Source organism: Marinimicrobium koreense, assembly GCF_003762925.1.
GTDB classification, from domain to species: domain Bacteria; phylum Pseudomonadota; class Gammaproteobacteria; order Pseudomonadales; family Cellvibrionaceae; genus Marinimicrobium; species Marinimicrobium koreense.
In genome coordinates this window covers 885896-907530 of record NZ_RJUK01000001.1, presented here as the reverse complement: position 1 = coordinate 907530, position 21635 = coordinate 885896, and the positions used below count along the sequence as shown (strand labels likewise).

13 protein-coding genes are annotated in these 21635 nt (G+C 51.3%); 6 read left to right on the top strand and 7 right to left on the bottom strand.

All coding sequences use genetic code 11. The annotated features are described in order from the left end of the window. Positions 1–2 precede the first annotated feature (2 nt). The 3 genes from EDC38_RS03860 to EDC38_RS03850 all read left to right on the top strand — a co-directional run bounded on the left by EDC38_RS03860 (position 3) and on the right by EDC38_RS03850 (position 2576). Positions 3–428 (top strand): hypothetical protein, encoded by a 426-nt coding sequence (locus tag EDC38_RS03860; RefSeq protein WP_123637391.1) that lies wholly within the window; start codon positions 3–5, stop codon positions 426–428. A gap of 307 nt (positions 429–735) precedes the next feature. Beyond that, the gene (locus EDC38_RS03855; RefSeq protein ID WP_123637390.1) at positions 736–1158 is read left to right on the top strand and encodes a hypothetical protein; all 423 of its coding nucleotides are present in this window, start codon (positions 736–738) and stop codon (positions 1156–1158) included. Next, positions 1155–2576 carry a TonB family protein gene (locus EDC38_RS03850; RefSeq protein WP_123637389.1) on the top strand — a complete coding sequence of 474 codons (1422 nt, stop codon included), beginning with the start codon at positions 1155–1157 and terminating at the stop codon, positions 2574–2576. The genes EDC38_RS03855 and EDC38_RS03850 overlap by 4 nt, the downstream gene beginning before the upstream one ends. Positions 2577–2625: 49 nt before the next feature. On the opposite strand, the gene EDC38_RS03845 is transcribed toward EDC38_RS03850, so the two are convergent. After that, positions 2626–4770 (bottom strand): 3-hydroxyacyl-CoA dehydrogenase NAD-binding domain-containing protein, encoded by a 2145-nt coding sequence (locus tag EDC38_RS03845; protein WP_123637388.1) that lies wholly within the window; start codon positions 4768–4770, stop codon positions 2626–2628. Positions 4771–4780: 10 nt separating this feature from the next. Beyond that, positions 4781–6088 (bottom strand): acetyl-CoA C-acetyltransferase, encoded by a 1308-nt coding sequence (locus EDC38_RS03840; protein WP_123637387.1) that lies wholly within the window; start codon positions 6086–6088, stop codon positions 4781–4783. A 366-nt stretch (positions 6089–6454) separates the two neighbouring features. On the opposite strand from EDC38_RS03840, the gene EDC38_RS03835 reads away from it, so the two are divergent. Beyond that, entirely contained in the window at positions 6455–7684 is a 1230-nt protein-coding gene (locus EDC38_RS03835; RefSeq protein WP_170162846.1) for an EAL domain-containing protein, read from the top strand. Here the strand turns inward: EDC38_RS03835 and secD are convergent, their stop codons facing one another. Together secD and EDC38_RS03825 are read right to left on the bottom strand one after the other, a co-directional pair. Next, a complete protein-coding gene (gene secD, locus EDC38_RS03830; protein ID WP_123637385.1) occupies positions 7685–9988 on the bottom strand; it encodes a protein translocase subunit SecD in 2304 nt (767 codons plus the stop codon). 46 nt (positions 9989–10034) lie between these two features. Further along, positions 10035–10421 carry a hypothetical protein gene (locus tag EDC38_RS03825; RefSeq protein WP_123637384.1) on the bottom strand — a complete coding sequence of 129 codons (387 nt, stop codon included), beginning with the start codon at positions 10419–10421 and terminating at the stop codon, positions 10035–10037. Between the two features lie 263 nt (positions 10422–10684). On the opposite strand from EDC38_RS03825, the gene EDC38_RS03820 reads away from it, so the two are divergent. Together EDC38_RS03820 and corA are read left to right on the top strand one after the other, a co-directional pair. Beyond that, positions 10685–10999, top strand: a complete 315-nt coding sequence (locus EDC38_RS03820) for a BON domain-containing protein (protein WP_024460186.1) — start codon at positions 10685–10687, stop codon at positions 10997–10999. A gap of 152 nt (positions 11000–11151) precedes the next feature. Then, positions 11152–12225, top strand: coding sequence for a magnesium/cobalt transporter CorA (gene corA / locus EDC38_RS03815; protein ID WP_123637383.1), 1074 nt, complete (start codon positions 11152–11154; stop codon positions 12223–12225). Positions 12226–12295: 70 nt separating this feature from the next. Here the strand turns inward: corA and EDC38_RS03810 are convergent, their stop codons facing one another. From EDC38_RS03810 to EDC38_RS03800, 3 genes are all read right to left on the bottom strand, one after another. Further along, positions 12296–13753, bottom strand: a complete 1458-nt coding sequence (locus EDC38_RS03810) for a right-handed parallel beta-helix repeat-containing protein (protein ID WP_123637382.1) — start codon at positions 13751–13753, stop codon at positions 12296–12298. Between the two features lie 771 nt (positions 13754–14524). Continuing rightward, complete coding sequence (locus EDC38_RS03805) at positions 14525–18214, bottom strand: hypothetical protein (protein ID WP_123637381.1); 3690 nt, start codon at positions 18212–18214, stop codon at positions 14525–14527. 738 nt (positions 18215–18952) lie between these two features. Then, complete coding sequence (locus EDC38_RS03800; protein WP_123637380.1) at positions 18953–20785, bottom strand: AAA family ATPase; 1833 nt, start codon at positions 20783–20785, stop codon at positions 18953–18955. Between the last annotated feature and the right edge of the window lie 850 nt (positions 20786–21635).

The window sequence follows — 21635 nt, the reverse complement described above, 5'->3', positions numbered from 1 at the left end:
CCATGGAGCATCGATGCAGTCGACGAGTCTCACTCAATATCAACACACTGATCTACAAGCACGGTGTACCGGTGGCGATGGGGCGAATCAAAAACGGTAGCAGTCACGGTCTCTATCTGGAAACCGACTACCAGGACGTGCGTGAGCTGCAGAAACTGGAGCTGGAAGTACTGCTGGGGGATCGCGTCAAGGGCAATCGGCGCTGTTGCGTAGCCGCTCTGGTGGTGCGTAAATCCATGACGGGCGTGGGCCTGGAAATGGAGATGCTCGAAGAGCATGGTGCCAAACCCCTGCGAGAGTTTATCGAGCAACGTCAGCGTGACCCTCACCGCATGAATCGGGACCTGTTGGCCAATACCGCCGCGCGCGCCGCGCAACTGGCGCCCGATGAAACATCTCCGGTACGTCGTCCGGTTCGTCACTCCTGATAGCGAGCCATTGACCGACTGTCGCGGTACCGGGGCCACGCTTCTCCGGTATCCCGGTCCGTGGTATGGCCGCTGGATTGACGTCAAGCGCAGATCCCGATAGCATTTGATCATACAATAAACGTCGCTGACCTGGATCAGCGACGACCGTCAAATGCCATCCGACAGGGATCAGGGAAGTATGTTTCAACGACATTGGTTATACCACACGCTGTTTTATTCATTGCTTAGCCTTCTCGTCGGCTGCAGCACAGCTACACCGTTCGGCTCCCACGTTGCCCGTTTCGAGAGGCATGACCCTTGGGTTATGAACTTGAATCCGGGATCGGGGAAGATCGAGTTCAACACCCGCCTCGAAGCTCACGACGACATCCGGCTGACCTTTGCTCAACCCGAAGATTGGCCTCAGATCGCTTACTTTGAACTGCTGGATGAGGACTGTGAGTTCGGTCATAGAGGGCATCTTGTTTATCTCACAGAGCAGGATGGCTTTGAGAGCATTTACTTTTCCCGGGAAATTCCCTGGGGCGACGCCATTCAGGTTTCGCTGGAATGGGGGGCCGAGTCCAAACAGTTGGGCGTGAGGATCAATGATCAGTACCAGCAGATTCCGCTGTTGCACGTGCCATCATTGATTCGTGTCTCGGGGCAGACTGACTCAAATACCTTGCCGGGGCTTCAGTACCAGCCCTTTGAGACGTCAATCACTGAACAGGGAGCGTTGCCATGAAACTTTTCAACCTGCTGACAACACGTGCGGGTCTATTATCGGGCCTGATGCTTCTCCTCTTATCAAGCATGGCGAGCGCCAGCTTGCAAAGTGGACTGAGCCACTATGATGCCGAGCGATATGAGCCCGCCTACCACGCGTTCCGACGTGCCGCAGAACAGGGCAACCACCAGGCCCAGTTGAATCTCGGTGTCATGTACCTGAAGGGACAACACGTAGAGAGGGATCTGGTGGAAAGCTACGCCTGGATCGCATTGTCCGCCCAGAGTGAGACCTTGGCACAGGAGGGTACGCACGATCTGGTGTTCAGCCATTTGAATGAAGCCCAACAAGAAAAGGCCGTAGCCCGACACAAGGAATTGGAAGATGAATTCGGGAATGCCGCTTTACTGAAGAAAATGCAGCCGACCTTTTCGGGAACCGGATTTTCCGTCAAAGGGTTTCGACCGGTCTATGCTTATGCCCCGGAGTATCCGCGATCAGCAGCCCGACGGGGCCGGGAAGGCTGGGTAGACTTCATGTTCACGATCGAGAAAGACGGAACCACCAGTGATCACGTTGCTTACTACAGTTCGGACGAAAGCTTCACGGATGCGGCAATGGAAGTCATTCGCGGGTTTCAATTCGAACCAACCACCATTGACGGCGAACCCGCCATTGTCCATGGAGCTACTTACCGATTTGTCTTCGTGCTGGATGAAGGCAAGGACCATGAACGACGTCGCGGAAGACTGGTTGATCGCCACCTGAGTAAAGTTCGCGAACAGGCGGCCACCGGGGAAGCGCAAAATCAGTTTGCTTTTGCTTACCTCACCCAAGCCGCTTTTTCCTACGGTGGGGAGCATTACATTTCGGAAGAGAACCGACAGAACCCCAACGATTGGTTCATGAAAGCGGCCCGCCAGGGGCACAGCAGCGCCGGCTTCTTTCTGGGGAGGAACATTCTGTACGGTGATGCCTGCGAGGCGGATCCCCGGAAAAGTCATTTTTGGCTACTACAGTCTGCCAATGACGGAGTGGCCGATGCCCAGTATATGTTGGCGTTGGAGCTGTTCAGTGGCGCCCGCTTTGAGCAGAATACGGAACAGGCGATTTTCTGGCTGAAAGAGGCGGCCAGTCAAAAACAGGCCGCGCGACTGCGCTATGCGTGGTTGCTGGCGACGCACCCGGACGACCAACTTCGGGACGGCGCATTGGCGCAATCCCTGTGGGACACCGTGGATGAGGATTACCCTGATCGTCAGCGTTATTATATGACTGCGGCGGCCATTGCCGCAGAGCAGGGCGATTTCAAGCAGGCGGTTCGCTGGCAGAGTGAGGTGGTGGAGGACGCCGAGGCCTTAAAGTTGCCCATGACCCAACGCAAGGCGCATTTGGCTTTGTATCAAGAGGGCAAGGCGCTTCGAAAAGCGCCCTGACAACCTTTGACCGATAGATCAGTAGGGGCCTGAAAGGCCCCTGCGTGATCTAGTCCTCTGTCTCGGAGTTCTCTGTCTCGGCAGCCTCGGAGGAGACCCATCCCGCATCCGGTGCGAAACGCTTGCCATGCAACTGCGCGAGCTGTTGCAACCGCTGCTGAATGTCGGCAAAGCCGCGTTCATGGGCGTACTTCATGGGGCCGCCGCGGAAGGGGGCAAAACCGGTACCAAAAATCATCGCACCGTCGAGCAGCTCCTCGTTGTCGATGACGCCTTCGCGCATGCATGCCATGCAGGCATTGAGCATCGGCAGAATCAACCGATCCAGAGTCTCTTCCGGCGCTCGGGCTGGGTTATTGCGTTTTTTCGGCTTGCCTTTTTCCCAGACGTAGAGACCCTCACCGGTTTTCTTGCCGAGTTTGCCCTGATCCACTTTATCCTTGAACCACTGGGGCGTTTCCGGCAATTCGGTATCCAGCCGTTCACGTAACATCTCCGCCACACCCAGGCAGATATCCAACCCCACTTGATCGGCCAACTCAATGGGCCCCATGGGCATACCGAAATCCAGCGCTACCTGATCGATACTTTCCGGGCTGTGGCCTTCATCCAGCATGACGATGGCTTCAATCAGGTAAGGGGTCAGCGCCCGGTTGACCAGGAACCCGGGGGCACTGGATACGGGGGTGGGTAGCCGACTGATCTGACCGACAAACTTTTTCGCGCGCTCGAAGGTTTCGTTGTTCATCTTCGAGTGCTGTACCACTTCGACCAGCAGCATTTGCGCGACCGGATTAAAGAAGTGTACGCCCACCATCCGCTCCGGATGTTTCAATCCGTCCTGGAGTTGTTCCAGCGGAATACTGGACGTGTTGGTGGCCAAAATGGCACCGTCTTTCAGTTTCGGCTCCACCTCGGCGAACACCTTGTGCTTTATTTCCAGCTTTTCCGGAACGGCCTCCAGTACAAGATCGGCCTGGGCAATACCGTCGTGATGAAAATCGGGAATCAGCCGGTCCAGAACGGCCCGAGTGTCCGCACTGGAGAAGCGCTTCTTGCGGCACAGGGCTGCTGTTTTGCCAATCGCTTTGGCAATCATTTCCGGTTGGGTATCAAACAGCGTGACCCGAAGCCCCTGAATGGCACACCAGCCGGCGATGTCGGCGCCCATGGCACCGGCGCCAATAACGTGCACTTGTCGAATGGGTGCCACCTGCGGATCAACGGATGTAAGTGCCTTCATCTGTTCGCGCAGGAAAAAGACCCGCACCAGATTGCGCGAGGTGTCGCTGGTCAGCAGTTTGGCAAAGGAGTCCACTTCGTGGCGTAACAGGTCGGTTCCGTTGCGGCCGTATTTTTCCCACAGGTCCACCAGGGCGTAGGGGGCGGGGTAATGTTCCGGCGGCGCTTTTTTCGCAGCCTGGGCTCGCATTTTTTTGCCGACAAAACGACGCAGGGGGTCAATCCGGAACAGCTTGGCCTGCCAGGTGTTTTTGCGTTTTTTAACCTTCCCGGACATGACGGCGTTGATTGCATTGGCCACGTGCCGTTCCTGTACCACCAGATCGACCAGGCCTTGCGCTTTGGCTTTGCGGTCACGGGTATTCTTCCCGGTCAGCATCATGGTCATGGCGGCCACCGGGTGAATCAGATCCACCAGTCGGCCGGTGCCGCCCAGGCCCGGATGCAGGCCCAGCAGCACTTCCGGTGTGCCCATGGATGCTCCGGCCACCGCAATGCGGTAGTCGCAACACAGAGCCAGCTCAAGACCACCGCCAAGCGCTGCGCCGTGAATCACCGCCACCGTCGGGTAGGGCAGGTCGACCAGTCGCTTGACCAGCCCGTGAGCGCGGGTCAGCTTTTCGCTCACTTCCTGCTCGCTGTGCAGATGCCGAAACTCCTTGATATCAGCTCCCACGCAGAAGCTTCCCGGCTTGCCCGAGCGCAGCACCAGGCCCGTGGGCGGATTGTCCTGCAAGGCATCCAGCACCTGACCCAGCTCCTCCAGCACATCGGCTGAAAGAACGTTGACGCTGGAGTCGGCTTTGTTCAGCAACAGCCAGGCAACATCCTGTTCATCCCGGCCGAGTTGCCAGTGCTGCCAGGGACCGGGGTTATCCCTGGACGGTTCGTGGCCAAAGGGCCCCAGCTCCAGGGCGCGCGCTTGCAGGGCAGAATAGACGGGACCAGTCATGGCGCTCTCCTTAAAGTCGTTCGATCATCATGGCGCCGGCCTGGCCGCCACCGATGCATTGGGTGGCGATGCCACGTTTGAGACCTTTGCGCTCAAGGGCGTTGAGCAGGTGCAACACGATGCGGTTACCGCTGGTGCCCACCGGATGCCCGAGGGCGACCGCGCCGCCATCAATGTTGAGCTTGTCCCGGTCAATGCGACCGAAACAGTGCTCCAGCTTGAGCGCTTCGCGGCAGAAAGTTTCATCTTCCAGCGCCGCAAGGCAGGCGAGCACTTGCGCGGCAAAGGCTTCGTTGAGCTCCCACAGGTCGATGTCGTCGAGCCGGTACTGGTGACGTGACAACAACTGCGCAATACTCATCGCCGGGCCCAGGCCCATGATTTCCGGGTCGAGGGCAGACCAGCAGCTATCGGTAATCACCGCTCGTGGCGTCAGGTTGTGTTTTTTTACCGCTTCTTCCGAAGCCAGAATCATCCAGGACGCACCGTCAGTGATCTGGGAGCTGTTGCCCGCGGTCACGATGCCGTAGGGGCGTTCGAACACCGGTCGAAGTTTGGCCAGATGCTCGACCGAACTATCCGGCCGAACGCCGTCGTCCTCTTTATAAATGCGCCCGTCGGCGGAAATCGCCGGGACCACTTCGTTGTCCAGCCAGCCTTCCCGTTGGGCCCGGGCCAGACGCAGGTGACTGCTTACCGCGTATTCATCGGCTTGGGCTCGGGTAATGCCGAACAGTTGGGCAATGACTTCCGCCGTCTGCCCCATATTGAGTTCGACAATGGGATCGGTGAGCCCACGCTCAAGCCCGATCACGGGTTTGAACAGGGAAGGGCGGAACCGTCCCAGCGCCTTCAGTTTGGCCATGGGGCTTTTGGCGAGCTGTAAGTCAGCCAGCCAGTTCACGGCTTTCTGCTGTAACAGCAATGGCGAATGGCTCAGCGCTTCCGCACCGCCGGCGAGGATCAGGTCGGCACTGCCGCCCTGAATGGTCCGGTAGGCTGTATCGATGGACTGCATCCCCGAGCCGCAGTTGATCTGTACCGTAAAGGCGGTCATGGCCTCACCCATACCGAGCCGTAGGGCCGCGACCCGGGCCGGGTTCATCTCCTCGGAAATGACGTTCACACAGCCCAGAATCACCTGATCAAAATCGGTGGGCGCCATGGGTTGGCGCATTAGCAGGGGCCTTCCGGCCTGAACAGCCAGGTCCACCGGAGTGAAGGGCCCGGGGCGCCCGCGGGCTTTCAGGAAGGGGGTTCGGGCGCCGTCCACCAGGTAAACCGGTCGACGGGGCGCTTGTTCCTGATGCTGGACCATATAGCCATCCTCTGCAGTCTGTAAATGCCTGAAAACGAAAGCATAACACGCGGTTATGGGTTGTCTCGTGGTAGTTTAAGGTGTGAGCGCGTCTGACTGTCAAATATTGATGTAGGAATGTCTCTGCATGTGTGCCCTATATTGGTGCCCACCCTGATGGCGGGCACCACCAAGAGGCACCCCGGTGCGATAACGGTGCCCACAGCCCCGTATTTTATGGTTGTTAAGGGATCATAGCGCCGGAGTTGGCACTGTGCCCCGTGATGGCGCGTAACTTGCTAGTTTATCACCCAATCGTTTGATAAACGGATGCCAGGCAATCCCCGCATTTCGGGACGCAGGGCCAGCTGTACCGGAGACTTGAGAATGGCCAACCCACCCCCCATCACCAAACTGTTCGCTCAGCCATCACAGGCCGTAACGTCTTTGCCGTCACCGTCTGGCCGCTATATTCCCTGCTATCAGCCTATCGTCGATACCAGTACGGGACGAGTTGCAGGCTATGAATCACTGGCCCGAATCCGGGCCAGTGACGGGCAGCTACGCACGGCAGCCGGTCTGTTTACCAGCGGGCACTATGCGCCGAGCGCCGTGCTGAGAATCGATCGGGACTTGCGCCAGAAAGCGTTGAATACATTCGCTCACGAGCCTCAAGCAGGCTTTCTTGCACTCAACATCTGTCCGCACTGGGTGGACCGCCTGGATCAGAACGAGCTGATTCCGACCCTGGGGCTGATTGAATCTTCCGGGATCGATCCGGCCCGGGTCATTGTCGAAATCACCGAGCGTGCCGGCGATATTGATAACCTGCGTCGGTTAACCCGGGAGTATCAAAAACAGGGCATCCGCGTTGCGATCGATGATTTTGGTTCCGGCGCCTCCCAGGTCGATCGCATTGCGGCCTTGACCCCCGATGTCATCAAGCTGGACATGGGCTTGTTGAAAGCGGCAGTGCTCGGTGGTATCGAGGCGGATATTGCGTTGTCGATTACCGAAATGTCCAAGCGCATCGGCTGTCAGGTCATCTGTGAGGGCATAGAAACCGAACAGGAGTATCAATTTGCGCTGGAGTGCGGCGCGGACCTGATTCAGGGCTGGATTCACGGCAAAGCGAGCGAGTCGTTGATGGAGCCGACGGCCACCGTGAACAAAACACAACATCTGAAGAGCCGATATCTGAGCCGGAAAGCTCGCGCATACTCCGAGGCGATGATCCAGCAGGAGGCGGTAGGGCGCCAGCTTCAGAGTGTGGCGAGACAACTGCTTGACACTCAGCCACTGCCGATCCCTCTCCTCGCTGAGCTGAATCGCCTGGGCGTCGTTCGCTATTATATTTGTGATGCTGAAGGTAATCAGGTATCGCCAAATGTTGAAATTGCCACGGGGGAAACCCTGGACCAGTTCATCGGCAAGAACTGGAGCCACCGGCCCTATTTTCCGCAGCTGATTGGCCTGGGGGAGCAGCGCAATGCATCCATGGTGGTCTCCAATGCCTACCGGGATACGACCAGCGGCATACGCTGTAAAACGTTCGGGATCCGGTTATTGAACCACCAATTCCTTCTGGCGGATGTAGATGTCAGCGGAGAGCTCTGATCAGGGTAGGGCATCCAGCTCGGCCCGAAGCGCCTCTCCTGTGGGCTTGAGTTGAGCCAGCCCCTTTGCCGTGCGACGCTCGCTGAGCCAATAGAGGATCGGAGCGGCAATAAAGATAGACGAGCTGGTTCCCACAACGATGCCAAACAGCATCGGCCAGGCGAAGCTCTGTACTGCGGCGCCACCCGCAATCGCCATTGGAACAATAGCCAGCACAGTGGTGATTGAGGTCAATAAGGTGCGGCTCAATGTCGCGGAGATGCTGTCGTTAAACAGCGTCCACAACGATCGATCTGGATCCAGGCGCAGGTTTTCCCGAATGCGGTCAAACACCACCACCTTATCGTTCACCGAATAGCCGATCAGCGCCAGCAGGGCGGCCACCGCTGTCAGATTAAACTCAATGCCTGTCAACGCAAAAAAGCCAACGGTTTTCGCCAGATCCAAAGCCAGCGTCAAGGTCGCCGCCAGGGCGAAATGTGATTCAAACCGGAACCAGAGGTACATCAGCATACCGCCACCGGCCATCAAAACGGCGAGAATCGTTGCCTCGGTAAAGTCTCCGCTGACTTTGGGGCCCACCATATCCACCCGCGGAAAACTCGCGTCGGGGTCGGCGGCCAACACCTCGGCTTTCAGGTGTTGCACCAGTGAGCCGGAAGCGACGTTATCAGCCGTTTCGGTGGGCAAGCGAACCTGAAACACACCCGCCTCACCAAACTCCTGAATCGCCGCACCCGCGAGGGCCGGGTCCGTCAGCTGGTCGCGCAACTGTTCGACGGACAGGGCCGGAGCGCGAACCTCCACCACGCTGCCGCCGGTAAAATCCACACCGTAGGTCAGCCCCGGTGACACAAATAGCCCAATGGATACCAGAGACAGTACCGCCGACAGGGCGATACCGGCAAAACGGGCTTTCATGATATTCAGCGGCGCTTGTCCGGCCCTGCTCATCCAGGCCAGACCGGGTATCACCAGCGCACGCCGCCCGAGGCGCCTGACCCGCCACTCCATCAACACCCGGGCCACGGCAATGGCTGTAAACAAAGAGGTCAGCAGGCCAACCGCCATGGTGACGGCAAACCCCCGCACCGGACCGCTACCGAACAGAAAGAGTAAACTGATGGCAATCAGCGTGGTGACGTTCGAGTCCAGAATGGTTGCCCAGGCACGGCCAAACCCCGCATCCAACGCCTTCCAGGCGCGACCACCCTGAGCGACTTCCTCGCGAATGCGTTCATTGATCAGAATATTGGCATCCACCGCCATCCCAATGCTCAGGATAATGCCCGCGATTCCCGGCAAGGTCAGCGTCGCCCGAAACAGGCTGAGCACGCCAAAAATCAAGGCGATATTCAGCGCGAGTGCGGCGCTGGCAATCAAGCCCCAGCGCCGATAAACCACCAACATGAAACCAAACACCAGCAAGGTACCCAGTAAACCGGCACTGACCCCCATGGCGATGGAATCACTGCCCAGCTCCGGGCCCACCGTGCGCTCTTCCACCACGTCCAGCGGTGCGGGCAGGGCACCGGCCCGTAGCAGCAAGGCCAGATCGCTGGCTTCCGTGGTGGTAAACCCGCCGCTGATCTCCCCGCTTCCTCCGGCAATGACGGAGCGTATGACCGGCGCGGTAATGACCTCACCGTCCAGAACCACCGCCAGTGCCCGCCCGATGTTGTCCCGGGTCATGTCGCCAAAACGACGGGCGCCGTCATTGTCCAGCTTGAAGTTGACAATCGGTTCCCCGGTATCCGGATTGAACGCCATCTGTGCATCGCGGATGTGCTCGCCTTGCAGGGCAACCCGCTTTTCCAGGCGATACAGTGATTCATTCTCAGGGCCCTGCAACTGCAGCACAGGCCCTACGGATTGATCGTTGACGGCCCAATGGAAGGTCATCTTCGCGGTCGTGCCCAGCAGGGTCCGAATTCGGCTCGGGTCATCCACACCGGGTAACTGGACCAGAATGCCGTCTTCACCCTGGCGGGTGACTGTGGGATCAGTCAGCCCGGTCTCGTCCAGGCGACGCCGGACCATCTCCAGACTGCGTTCAATGACATCATCCAGGGCGACCGCACGCTCGGCACTGGACAGCGCCTCAAAGCCGAGATCCGTCGTATCAACGTTCAATAACAAGTGAGAACCACCGCGCAGATCCAGGCCGAGGGCGAGTTGATTGGTGGTGTACCAGGAGGGCAAGGCCTCACTGATGGATTTGGGAAGTAGGTTGGGTAGGGCGCTCAGCACGCCCAACAGAATCACCAGGCCATACACGATGGCACGCGTTTGCAGGGATTTCATGGGAATTCCTCGTTTAATCCGTAAAAGAAGTGAAAACTGGGACGGATTAGACGAGTGGCGGCGCTCGTGGTGCCTGGTTTAACGGGTGCTTCAGCCTGGGAGGCGTCGGTGATTGATAGTCATAGGAGGGCGCCGACAGCTCGGCGACTGTGCCATTAAATGCGTTATTGGCGGCGAATGCTTGATCGCCTTCGTCGGTTCCTTCTGACGACTGGCGCTCTCCGTTGGGAAGGGCATTGAGCACCGTGGACGACGGCGCGCCTACCACCGGGTCAAAGGCGCCCGAAAAGCCGACCCCCAGCGAGTGGTCCGAGGTTTGAACGCCACCAGCCCCGGCGCCCAACAATCCCACTGACAGCACCAGCAAAGTGAGCCACAAAGCGCTGAAGGCTCCGGACTTGCGGCGATGTCTTGATGGGTTGGGTCGGTACATGGGGCTGCGCCAAGTGTGTTTAATCGATAGATTGGGGGCGGCCGGAGGTAAAGTCAATCCGGGCTTGCAAATAAAATGCGGAAGCGTGCGTTGACCGTAAGGTCTCCTATGCCAACTGTGCTGGATGTGGGATATCGAACAGACTCTATGATGGCAGTGCAATAGCCTGACGGTGTGCCCGGTCAGCCAACTGCCGAGGTACTGACTCTTAGGGGTCATAGGTCGCAAGGTGTTGGCCATTAGCAATAGCAGGAGAAACCGGCATGGAAAAGATAATGCGACAAATTCCGATACTGGCATTGGCGATGCTGTTGGCCATGTTTGCAGGTTGCGCCTCTACCGAGACCAGTTCTGGCACGGGAGAGTACATTGATGACACGGTCATTACTGCCAAGGTAAAGGCGGCGATTTTCAATGATTCAACATTGAAAAGCTCGGAAATAAACGTAGAAACCTTTAAAGGCGTGGTGCAGTTGTCTGGCTTCGTAAACTCCCGGGCTGATATTAACCGGGCCGTCAGTATTGCACGTGAAGTGAAAGGGGTGACATCGGTTGAGAACGACATGAAGCTGAAATAGCCCATCCGGTACCAATCTGGACTGGATACGTCGAGGCACGCTGCTGGTGTGTTGGCTTGAATGGGCTGTGAAACCTTCCATCAATTGAGCTATGCTCAAGCGTAGCTCAATTGCCTACAAGTGGCTGAACGGAAGGCTCATAAGGACCCGTCATGGCTTATTTCAGCAAGCACTATCACGACCCCGGCACCGAGCCCGGAACCCTGGTTGCGAAGAGCGAGACCAGAGAGCCGCCGAGCTTTCACCTGATCGATTACACCGAGGATCACCTGGAGGAAGTCAGGCTGGTAAACGCCGCGGATTGCCGGGACTATGTGATCAGAGAGACAAGAACCTGGATTCAGGTCAATGGCCAGGTAGATCCGGAAACACTCAGAAACCTGGGCGAGCTTTTTGATCTTCATGATCTCGCCCTGGAGGACGTGCTCAATACCGGACAACGTCCCAAACTCGAGCTCTATGACGACCGGCTGTTCCTGATTGCGGCGATGCCATTCTACAGCGGCGAAGATCTGGAGATTGTCCAGATCAGCCTGTTCATCGGCAAAAACTATCTACTCTGTCTTTGTCCATTGGATGAAGACCCCTTCGAACCCGTCCGCCAGCGCATGCGGTTGCCCAATAACCGGCGATTTCTATCCCGGGACATCGATTACCTGCTGTACGCCTTATTGGATCTGGTTATCGATTCTGGGTTTCCGGTGTTGGAGCAGTTCGGCTACCAATTAGAGGACCTGGAAACAGATCTGCTCGAGCATCCGAGCCAGCGAACATTGGCCCAGATTCATGGCCTAAAGCGAGAACTCCTGGTACTTCGCCGAGTGCTTTGGCCACAACGAGAGCTACTGACTAGCCTGATGAGAGCCGAAGATCCGTTAATTCATGCCAACACGCAGGTCTATTTCCGAGACTGCCACGATCACAGCGTACAGATCATCGAACTGCTGGAGAGCTTTCGGGAGATGACGACCAGTATGCTCGATATTTACCTCTCCAGTATCAGCCAGCGCACCAATGAAACCATGCGGGTGTTGACGATCATTGCCACCGTCTTCATACCCCTGACGTTCGTGGTGGGCGTGTACGGCATGAATTTCGAGAACCCGGTCAGCCCTTGGGCGATGCCAGAGTTGCGTTGGTACTTCGGCTACCCGATGGTATGGGGTATTATGATTGCAATCACCACAGGGCTGATCTGGTTCTTCAAGCGACGCGGATGGTTATAAACCGAAGCGGGCAGGGGAGGAGGGGCACCTCCCCAAACCCTTATATCAATACGATAGAAACTGATACGCGTCAGTATTCATCCATTATGAACTTCTGTGATCCCCAGTCATTCCATTCATAAATGACGAGTTTCTGATCGTTGGAAAACACGCCGTTGTAGACCTTCAGATAAAAGCTGCTGTCACTTCGGTTACGAAAAGCGACGTGCTCCTGCCAGGCATCAACGTAGACCGGTTCCCAGATTTGGCTGTGATAATCCTGATCTTCATAAATAACCGCGTCTTCGTTGTTCTGGAGTATCCCCTGATAGACTTTGATATTCTTTGTGGGGTTACCGGCATTGGTTATTTTCACGTGACCGTCTTTGGCGTTCACCAGGTGCCACTTGAAGTCATCCGAAGCGCCGCATTGATAGATGACCATGGTATTGTTCTGCGAAAAATCACCATTCTGTGGGGTGACACAGTAGGACTGGGCGCTTTTGGGCTTAAGATAAAGGTCCGGAATCGTGTAGCTGCTGTAGTTCCCACTGTAGAGGTTAGTGCCGGCGTCATCACGGTAATTTTCCGCTACCTGGGCCGATCCGGAATTGACATTTACCACATAACCGGACGTACCATCCAGATCAACAATATTTTGGGAAAATTGGTTGTTGATGCCCCAGCCTGAAACAATGCTGAACACATCGAACGCATCATTTATCTCTGAATTCCCGTTTCGATAGCCGGTATTGTATCGAATGATCGCGTCATTGCCTTTTACGTCAATAAAGCTGTCGGCATAATGTTCTCCCGAAATGCCTGTGCCATTAAAGGTATTGTATTCGACAATGGTTCGCAGGGTTCCTTCCTTGATGTCAATGTGTTCTCCACCAACACCCGGGCCGATGCGGTTGCTTCTGATGACGTTATCGTGACAGTTTTCGTCATATTTATCCCACTGGCTGGATGCGGTGCCAACGTAAATGCCCTCGCCATAACCCTCGCGACCGGGCGCGCCTGTATCATGGATATAGGAGTTCTGAATCACATTATTCGAGCTGGCATCGCGAAAGTGAACGCCTTCGTCCCGGGTATCGAACACCTCAACACTCTCCAGAAGGTTGTAATTCGCGCCATCCAGAATGATGCCTTTCTGAGCATGAGTCACCGCGAGATTCTTGAAATCCCAGTAGTCGCCCTTGATGTGGAGAACGATTTTTGAGGACAGGGAACTGCCTTCGAGTACGGCGGGATTATCCGGATCTTCGCTTCGCACGACAATTCGACTGCTAGCGGTTCCGCTGGCATCGGCGAAGAAGTGAGCCCCGGAATAACCACTGGTGGAGGTGTTGCCTTCGTATGTACCTGGTGCTATGACGATCTCATCGCCCGGCGACGCGTTCTGGAGTGCATTCTGGATCTCAGAAGCGGAATCCACCAACAGGGTGCTTGACCACGCCGTCGGTGCCAGGCATAACCAGGCAATAACGAATACCGGATGGAAAAAACGGTTCTTGGAATGGAGTTGTGATTGTATGTCTGACATAGTCTCTGTTCTCGTGTCTATATTATTTGAATGTAATGGCTATAAACCATGAAAGGCGTCCTTGAAAACTCCTCCGAACAGCGACCATCTTCACGGTAAGGTGGGAAGGTGGCCTTACCAATATGGTGGATAATGCAAAATCTGTCAAATGTCTCCCAAAGCCATGACTTCGCATAATGTATATTATGTTAAATTATGCCTAGAGGAGACATCTGAGGTCCCCGATTCGCTTTTGTCATTTCAATGTGAGATTGAGATCCGGTCTCACCACCATTTGAAAAGCGCAAGCCCTTGCTACAACTAGCTTCCAGCCCTTTTTCAGCTCAAGGCAAGATGCCTGTTTTCAAAATTAGATGAGATTCTTGCCGTTTTGACTTCTTCTAAAGTTGCCCTTGCGGTGCACTTACAACGTGTGGCAAAGACCCGAAGCGCTTTCAGCCCCGTTATCAGTTTAAAATTATCCAATTATGGGAAAAACACCTTATGTAACAATAAGTTACATGGTCTTGTAGCGCAAAATAGCCCGATCTTGTATCAGTTTACGTATCAGTTGTTAGAAGCAGCGTGTCTACTTGTCGCTGGAAAGCGCCCAGCGCCCAGCGCCCATTCCCGATCCACTTGCCCTACCGCCTTTTGCCGGCCTCTCAGGGTTTAGGGTCAGGCCCTGGACTCGGCGTTCTGTGCACGGATGGCTTACGGGTCGTCTTTCCTACATTCGACTGTGTCTCCAGCTTCCGCATTCGGCCAAAAGCGGCCATTGAACTAAGTAAGCTATCCCCGTAACTCCACTGTCGATAACCAATCTTCAAGCTCTCTAAACGAGATAACATCTTCGCTCGCTATCGGTAGATCTCTTTTATATTTCATAGGCATTTCAGTGCTTGTCAGAAGAGCATTTCTTACAGATAAAACCTCCTCCCTATAATTGATCCTCTGCAGAAGGTCATCTAAATTATCAGTAGACCAACTAACACGATTTAAGTGTTTCCTGAGTTCATCTTTCTCCTCACCTCTAAACCTATTACACACATCTGCAATTTCAGAGATTGTCTTGGCCATTTGAAGCTTTTTACACTCAAAAATAAGCATCACACCATCTTTAATTGCCAACACATCAATATCACCAAGTTCTTGAGAGGCCCCCACTGTTGTCATCAGAACCTCTTTCTTGACATGCCATCCCTCATTTCCAAGCTTAGAAGCAACTAACTCGGTAAAATCCGATCCTCTTTGTTCTATCATAGAGCCGACATAGCTACGCATAACGGTAGAATTAAAAAACTCTGTATTGAACTCCCCCTCTTTTGCTCTATCAAGAAAATAAGCAACCCCAAGGCGAATCAATGAAAGGCTTAGGAAAATCTCGTCATCATTTAGCTGAAGAACAGGTTTAACCAAGCAGCTTAACCTTCTTTTAAATTTCCAGGGTGCTATATCTCTAAAAGAGAAACCTTCGGGTGGCACAGACCATTCATTCCTTGGGTATAATGTGAATGCTTGGAAGAATCGTCTCACACTATCCGCCTCCAAATTTCTATTTGTTACAATACGACTCACTAAGTCCTCCAAGCTCGTTGTGATAACGGGCTGGGATGTCTCAACGTGCAAATCGATAATTTCTGCCCAACACTCAACAATATGATGGGCTAAAAGACCATATTCAGCCAATAGGGCATTGTCAAAATCTTCACCAAAAACACCTTTTTTAACCCCTGCTTTCTCGACAATCTTGGCATTGTATAGCTCTTCGTAATCATCTATCGCCTCAACAAATTGGCCCCTAAAGTGTCCTGAAAAATATGGCAAAAGCATCTCTTCCATCACTTCTGTGGGCATGAAATATGTTCCATTCATATTAAAAATGAGTTTTGGCGCCACTAGCCCCCAGTGAATTGCATCAGAATCGGAAGCTGTATTAACCAATATAGATGTAAGAGAGAGCAAATCACCAATAATGCCTTCATCTACAGGTAGCCCTGATTCATCAGGGCATTCACTTAACGACATTTCCATTAATGAACGTAAGCATAAGGATGCCAAGCTCCGGTCGGACTCCCTCTCGCGAGCCACCCGAATAACATCGTCATGCTTTGAATAAATAGCGAACACTGCTCTTGCTGTTCTTTTCCATTGTCCTCGATCTTGCTCAATAGAGTTAATCAGTGAAGCAGTCTCATTTAATATGGAGATTCTGTTCACTTGAGAAAGAATAGACTTAATTCTCAACCATATTTCATCAACAATCCTGTTTAGGACAGATCCACAATTACGTTTCCCTTCAATCTCCTGGTTGGATAACTTTAAAAACTTACTTATGCGAATAAGTTCAAATGTTGTTCTCCTTCTATCGACAAATTGTGGTTTTCGAGACACTGCGTTTAGTAGAAAATCAGCGGAATCATATGAAACAAATATATGAACAAGACGAACAGCTGAATCACCTAAAACATAATCTATGGCATCGTCCATATGCTCATTAATATCATTACCTTTCTCTGCCAAAAATTTTTCCAAAGAGCATAGAATAAGATTGAGTACTAACTTCTCACCAGTGTTTTCAACTTGTGCAAAATTAGCCATGAAATTTGGCTCAATCTGTATCCTGCAGACATCACCACTCCAATAAATGTTGGCACCTCTTTCATCTTTCGACTCCAAATCAATTTGATCTCTTGAAACCAATCCCGAAAAATCAATAATTATCTGCAATGAATGGCGGTCCTCAAAGCTTACACGTGAAGATATATAGCTAAGAGCTTCTTCCGCCGCCCCAATAAAACCAGACCACCACTCATATATTGTTGGTCGATCTGAAGTTTCATATGAAAAGTCAGCTCCAAACCAAAGATTAACAAATTCTGATTCAACAAGCCCATTCAGAAATCCATTAATCAAGTCATCAACAGAAGCATATATTGGCTTATTCTTCATCCCCACATAAAAAGAGTCTCGTGTTAACCGTTCAACCCTCTTCCAGGTTCCATCAATATATTTTACGCTATGTCTGTCCCCCTCTATTCGAAGGTCTCTCCTGAGTGAAAACACAAAATCCGTGTATAAGCTTATAAACCCACTTTCTGAAACTGGAATTTCGTCAGGAACACACTTAAAGTCAGCTTCCCGCCAAAAACCAAAATAATTAAAATCTCCATTTACGTTATGTAACTTGACCCCCTCATTTTCCATCCATTGTTTCTGATTTATACATTGGAAGAACTCTTCCAAGGGCTTACTTTTAGAGTTGCTAATGAGGAAAAGGTCATTTAAACTTAATGCAGAAAAACCCCAGTCATCCGGCCATTTTTCGAGCCCAAAGTTATAACCTCTACCAAGACCGCCATGTGTAGTAAGTGATAAGCCTGATACAAAATTATCCTGTGATTTACAGTATTCAGCGATGTCATGAAAAAATTTACTAAGAGCCACAACATTATCTTCCGATGGGGTGTGGTAACTACTCATTCCGTTATCAATTATTTCATTAATTTCATCATGTAGAATTACTGCATGAAGATAATTACCTGAATCATCCTTTAGTAAAAGTGAATGCATTGAAGGCATGTTTTCGATAGTAGACAGATCTGGATTTATCGATTCGAACTTGCCTTTGAACTCACGAAGAATTTCATCTGTTAATTGTTTTGCTTGGTGGTTCGCCAATAGTTGCGAAAAAGTGCCTAAGCTACCATTTACTTTACAACCAGATATAAAGTAATGTCTGACAGAAATTCCTACTGCACTTGGAATTGAAAGGATATAACTACCGTCAATTTCAACGATGGGCTTTCTTTCTAAAATTGAATTTCCAACTGTCGATTGCTTTAGATCAAACATTTCTTCGTTTGATATGATAAATGGCTCAATTGATTCAGCCGTAACACCCAGATTCGTCATTTCATCACGAGTGAAAGTTACTCGCTTTGACAACGAACCGTATTCATCTGACCTAGGGACGTTGATATTCTCTTTATCCCGTGAATCTTCACTGGAATTTCGGCTTAAGCCTGACCGTGAAGCAACCTCCTCACTTAATTTGAGCAAAGATATACAGCTTTCCTTTATTTTCTGGAGGCTTCCAGGAAGCTGATACCGACTTATTATATCTACCAAGGATTGAATAAAATAGTCATTAGCTTCCCAGAGAGCATTAAAAACCCTAAGATCTCCATGCTCCGTTAAGATGTTTGAAACAAAAACATCCTCTTGGGGGTCTTCAATCATTGCAACTTGAGTGTTGCCCATTAAATCATTAAGAACTGTTTTAAAAGTTGTTCTGTTAGGTTGCTTACCTCCTCTCGAATAAGCAACTGCAAGGTGGACAAGAGTCTCACACCTAATTGAATTTGCTGAAAGCTTTGGAAGTGTTAGTAGACCTGCTGCAATAGCCACTGTTTCTTTATACTTAAAAGCAGACAGATATTGCCCCACGTCTCTACATAGTTTTGATTGTAAATCGACCATTAAAACCCCTCTATCATTTTTTCTTTTCTTATTCAGCTATTGATACTTATAATTAAGCCACTAGGGCCACTTCCACCTTATAGATAATTTCCTAAATTAGTCTTAATGATTGAAAAATCATTGGGGCAGTTTATTTAACTATGTTCCCTTTGGGTCGAAAACGGCGTAGGTGCCATTAATCGGCACACGAGGGTTAGCGCGCCAACACTATACTCGATACTGAAAACACTATTATAGGAGAATAGCAATGACCAATGTATACCGCTCGTCTTCAAGTATCGATCCTTGGCTACCTTGATGGGGCCAAAATTTACCTCTCGTCATCCTCACATGGGTAAGCGGGCTCGACTTCAGGGATGCGTGCAGCGAACTCATTAAAAAGCCATTCATATTTTGGTCCCACACGCTTATCATTTTTTTAGGTCCCTCTCAATTGATCAATCTCAGACCGGTGCCGAGAGCATAGACTCCTGGAATTTATGGAGAACCTTCTCACCCGCCAATGCCAGCGAGCTGACGTTGAGTATATGCTTGAAGGACGTTGCGATTGATGCGTAGTAGAAGTCACCATCTTCCTGAGTAAATAACTCAAAAAGCTCGAGCGATTGAACCTTTCTATACTGCTCAATGCAGTGTTTGTCGATCAAAAATCTCAGATAATCGGCGAGCTATGAATCAAGACAATATTCTCGATTCATAGCGGGGCCTTCTGCCCTTACTAAAAGAATCTTAATCTAGCTAATCGACCAACGCAGTTATTCTTTCCGATAATTCAACTAACTCCGATCTCGTAACTCCGCTATCCTCGTACGTTGATTGCTCAATAATTTTAATGGCACACATGGAAGGCCAAAAACGCTCAATAACATCGTCAGGTTTCATCCCTACCGCATTTCCAATAATTTTCTTGGCGTCACATGTATCGGTGAAGGTCACCTCTGCTCCAGATTCATCCTTAATCAAATCTTTGCATAGGTAATTTTCTATTTCACGCTTACGTGTGGAATAGAACGCCCTACCTTGTGCTTCTACCTCGGCTTTACGTTTTTGAATAGACTTGGCCTGCTCCGGGCTACCGCCAACATCTGAATCAAGAAACACGCACCACGGTAATCCCAGATCATCAGCCAATTTATGCGTCACCCAGTGTTTGACATTTCCGCTACCTCCTGTTTGAAGGGGAACTATCCCAGCGTCATCTAAGCTGGCTGCGATATGACCTGCATCTTTCAGAGTTGTGGTTGTATGACGCAGGAAGGTTACATCTGACTTTCCCTCTACCAATACAACCCCTCTGGCGCGCTCCATACCGGTCTCAGGTAATACGCCGAGGCTTTCGGCAGCCTCTTTTAGCACCGTATCACTTGGCATTTTAACTATTGGGGAGCCTTCCGGCCCCCTAGTGACATAACGAATGCCTTCAATTGGAATCAAACCGGCTAAGGCAGGTACATGAGTGGTCACCAGAATCTGTCGATTGTCTTGATTGGCTAACTCCAGTAAAGCCTTCATCAGCATAATCTGGTAGTTGGGGTGCTGAGAGGTTTCTGGTTCCTCAATTGCGTAAATGACGTTTCGATTTGATCCCACAACGGTCTTTTCAGCCTCAGCACGAAAAAAATTCAATAGAATTAAACGGCGCACTCCGCTACCTCGTTTATTAATAGGAATGCCGTCTTCACCATCTAATGTAAAATTAAATGTCCATTTTGGCTTATCTTTAAATCGGGGCTTTAGCTCCTTCGCTAGTTCTGGAGCCATCTCTCGTAATTTCTCCAGTGTGCGATCGGCCACATCTAGCACGCTCTGTTCTATTTGTTCTTCAAGGGAAGAAATCTGTTCTTGTAACGTAGCTTGAGCGTCCTTCACTGCCTGCTGTAGAGGGTTTTTAGCTTCAGAATCGCCATCACTGCTTTCGCGATCAGCCTTAAACAGGGCAAATGTCGGAAGTTGATCTTGAATTTTAGTCCAAACTGATTTTCCTTCTGTTGACAGCCCCTTGTCGACGTCCAGTAATGTTTCAGCTAGCTCTAATGGTTGAGAGCCATCTCGAATAGCCTTACGCCAGAAAGAAGCCACTCGTTTGTCGGCGACGACTTCCTCAATGCCGCGATCTTTACCAAGCTTCTTTAAATCATTTATTTTCAGACCAAGCATGTTATGTAAATCTTTGTCGACAGGGTGCTGGCACCGAATGTAGGTTTTATCAGGCTTACCGGTTGTGGTTGCTTTGAAAACCTTTACAACCTCGACGCAACCCTCTGAATTTAGAAGTAGTTCATCCGCCAACGTTGTCTGGACATTTTCATCCAAAATGAGACTATCTGGAAGTTCATCAAATACACAGGTAATCTCAAAGTTACTTTCACCTGCTTCTAACCGGAAGCAGTTTATGTCATTTTTGTCCGCCTTAGCACCATCAGCCTCAAAGAATATTGCCAAAGCTTCCAGTATGGTAGATTTACCAAAGTCATTACGGCCAACAATACCAGTCATGGATCCATCGATAGGTATAACTGTCGTATCTCGATACCCTCTAAAATTGGTTAGCTTAACTGATTTTAAGCGCATAATTGACTTCCTTACATAAGGTTCGCAGAAAAGGGTCGAAATGGCGTTTAAGCCCAATTTAGTAAAATCTACTAAGAGGAAAAATATCTATCCTAATGTCCGCTTGGGGTCGAAAACGGACGAACCAAGCTAGTATTTCGGCGCACACTTTTTAAGGCGAAACGAGAAAAAGAGCGCACGACTCAGAGGAGTTGGACGCAAGTTAATTTAGTCCAGGTTAAATGAAAAGCTCACGAACCGGGATAAAGGGCCGTCCAGTTTCTGCCGCTCGCCATACTTTTGCTTCCAATACATCCTGTACAGAGATCGTTCTTCTAAGCATTTCCGATAAATCGAATCCGTCCATGCATACTATGCGTTTCCCCTCCCCGAAAGCCTGGAGCCTTTCATTGGAGAAGCAGCTATTACTCAAAACAGTCCTCGAGATCAAGACGCCTTCTGGCCGAGCCTGCCTTCAAATGTGTGCAAGTCCCCCGCCCCAGTAGGACCATTTTGCAACTTGGCCTCCGATAAGTAGGTTTCGCTTCGGAGATAAGCGTCATAACGTGTTGATTTATATGGAAATTATACTCCCTCTTTAAATAAAAGAATGACATATTGGATAAATTGTGCCCTATTTCGCAGACAAATTAAATGCACTACTGATATGGGTCAAAATCTGACCAGATCAGAATATCTGATTTACGTATACTTTTACCGTGTCATCGGTAAATGGGAACACGGTTCGACTGCACTGATCATGCGCAGTAAATATGCCTCAAGGACCTCCTTGTCCGCATATTAGTAGTGGTCTAGACTCGAACTGGGCTTAGAGCGAGGTTACATATAATCGTTAGTCGCTACCTTTTAG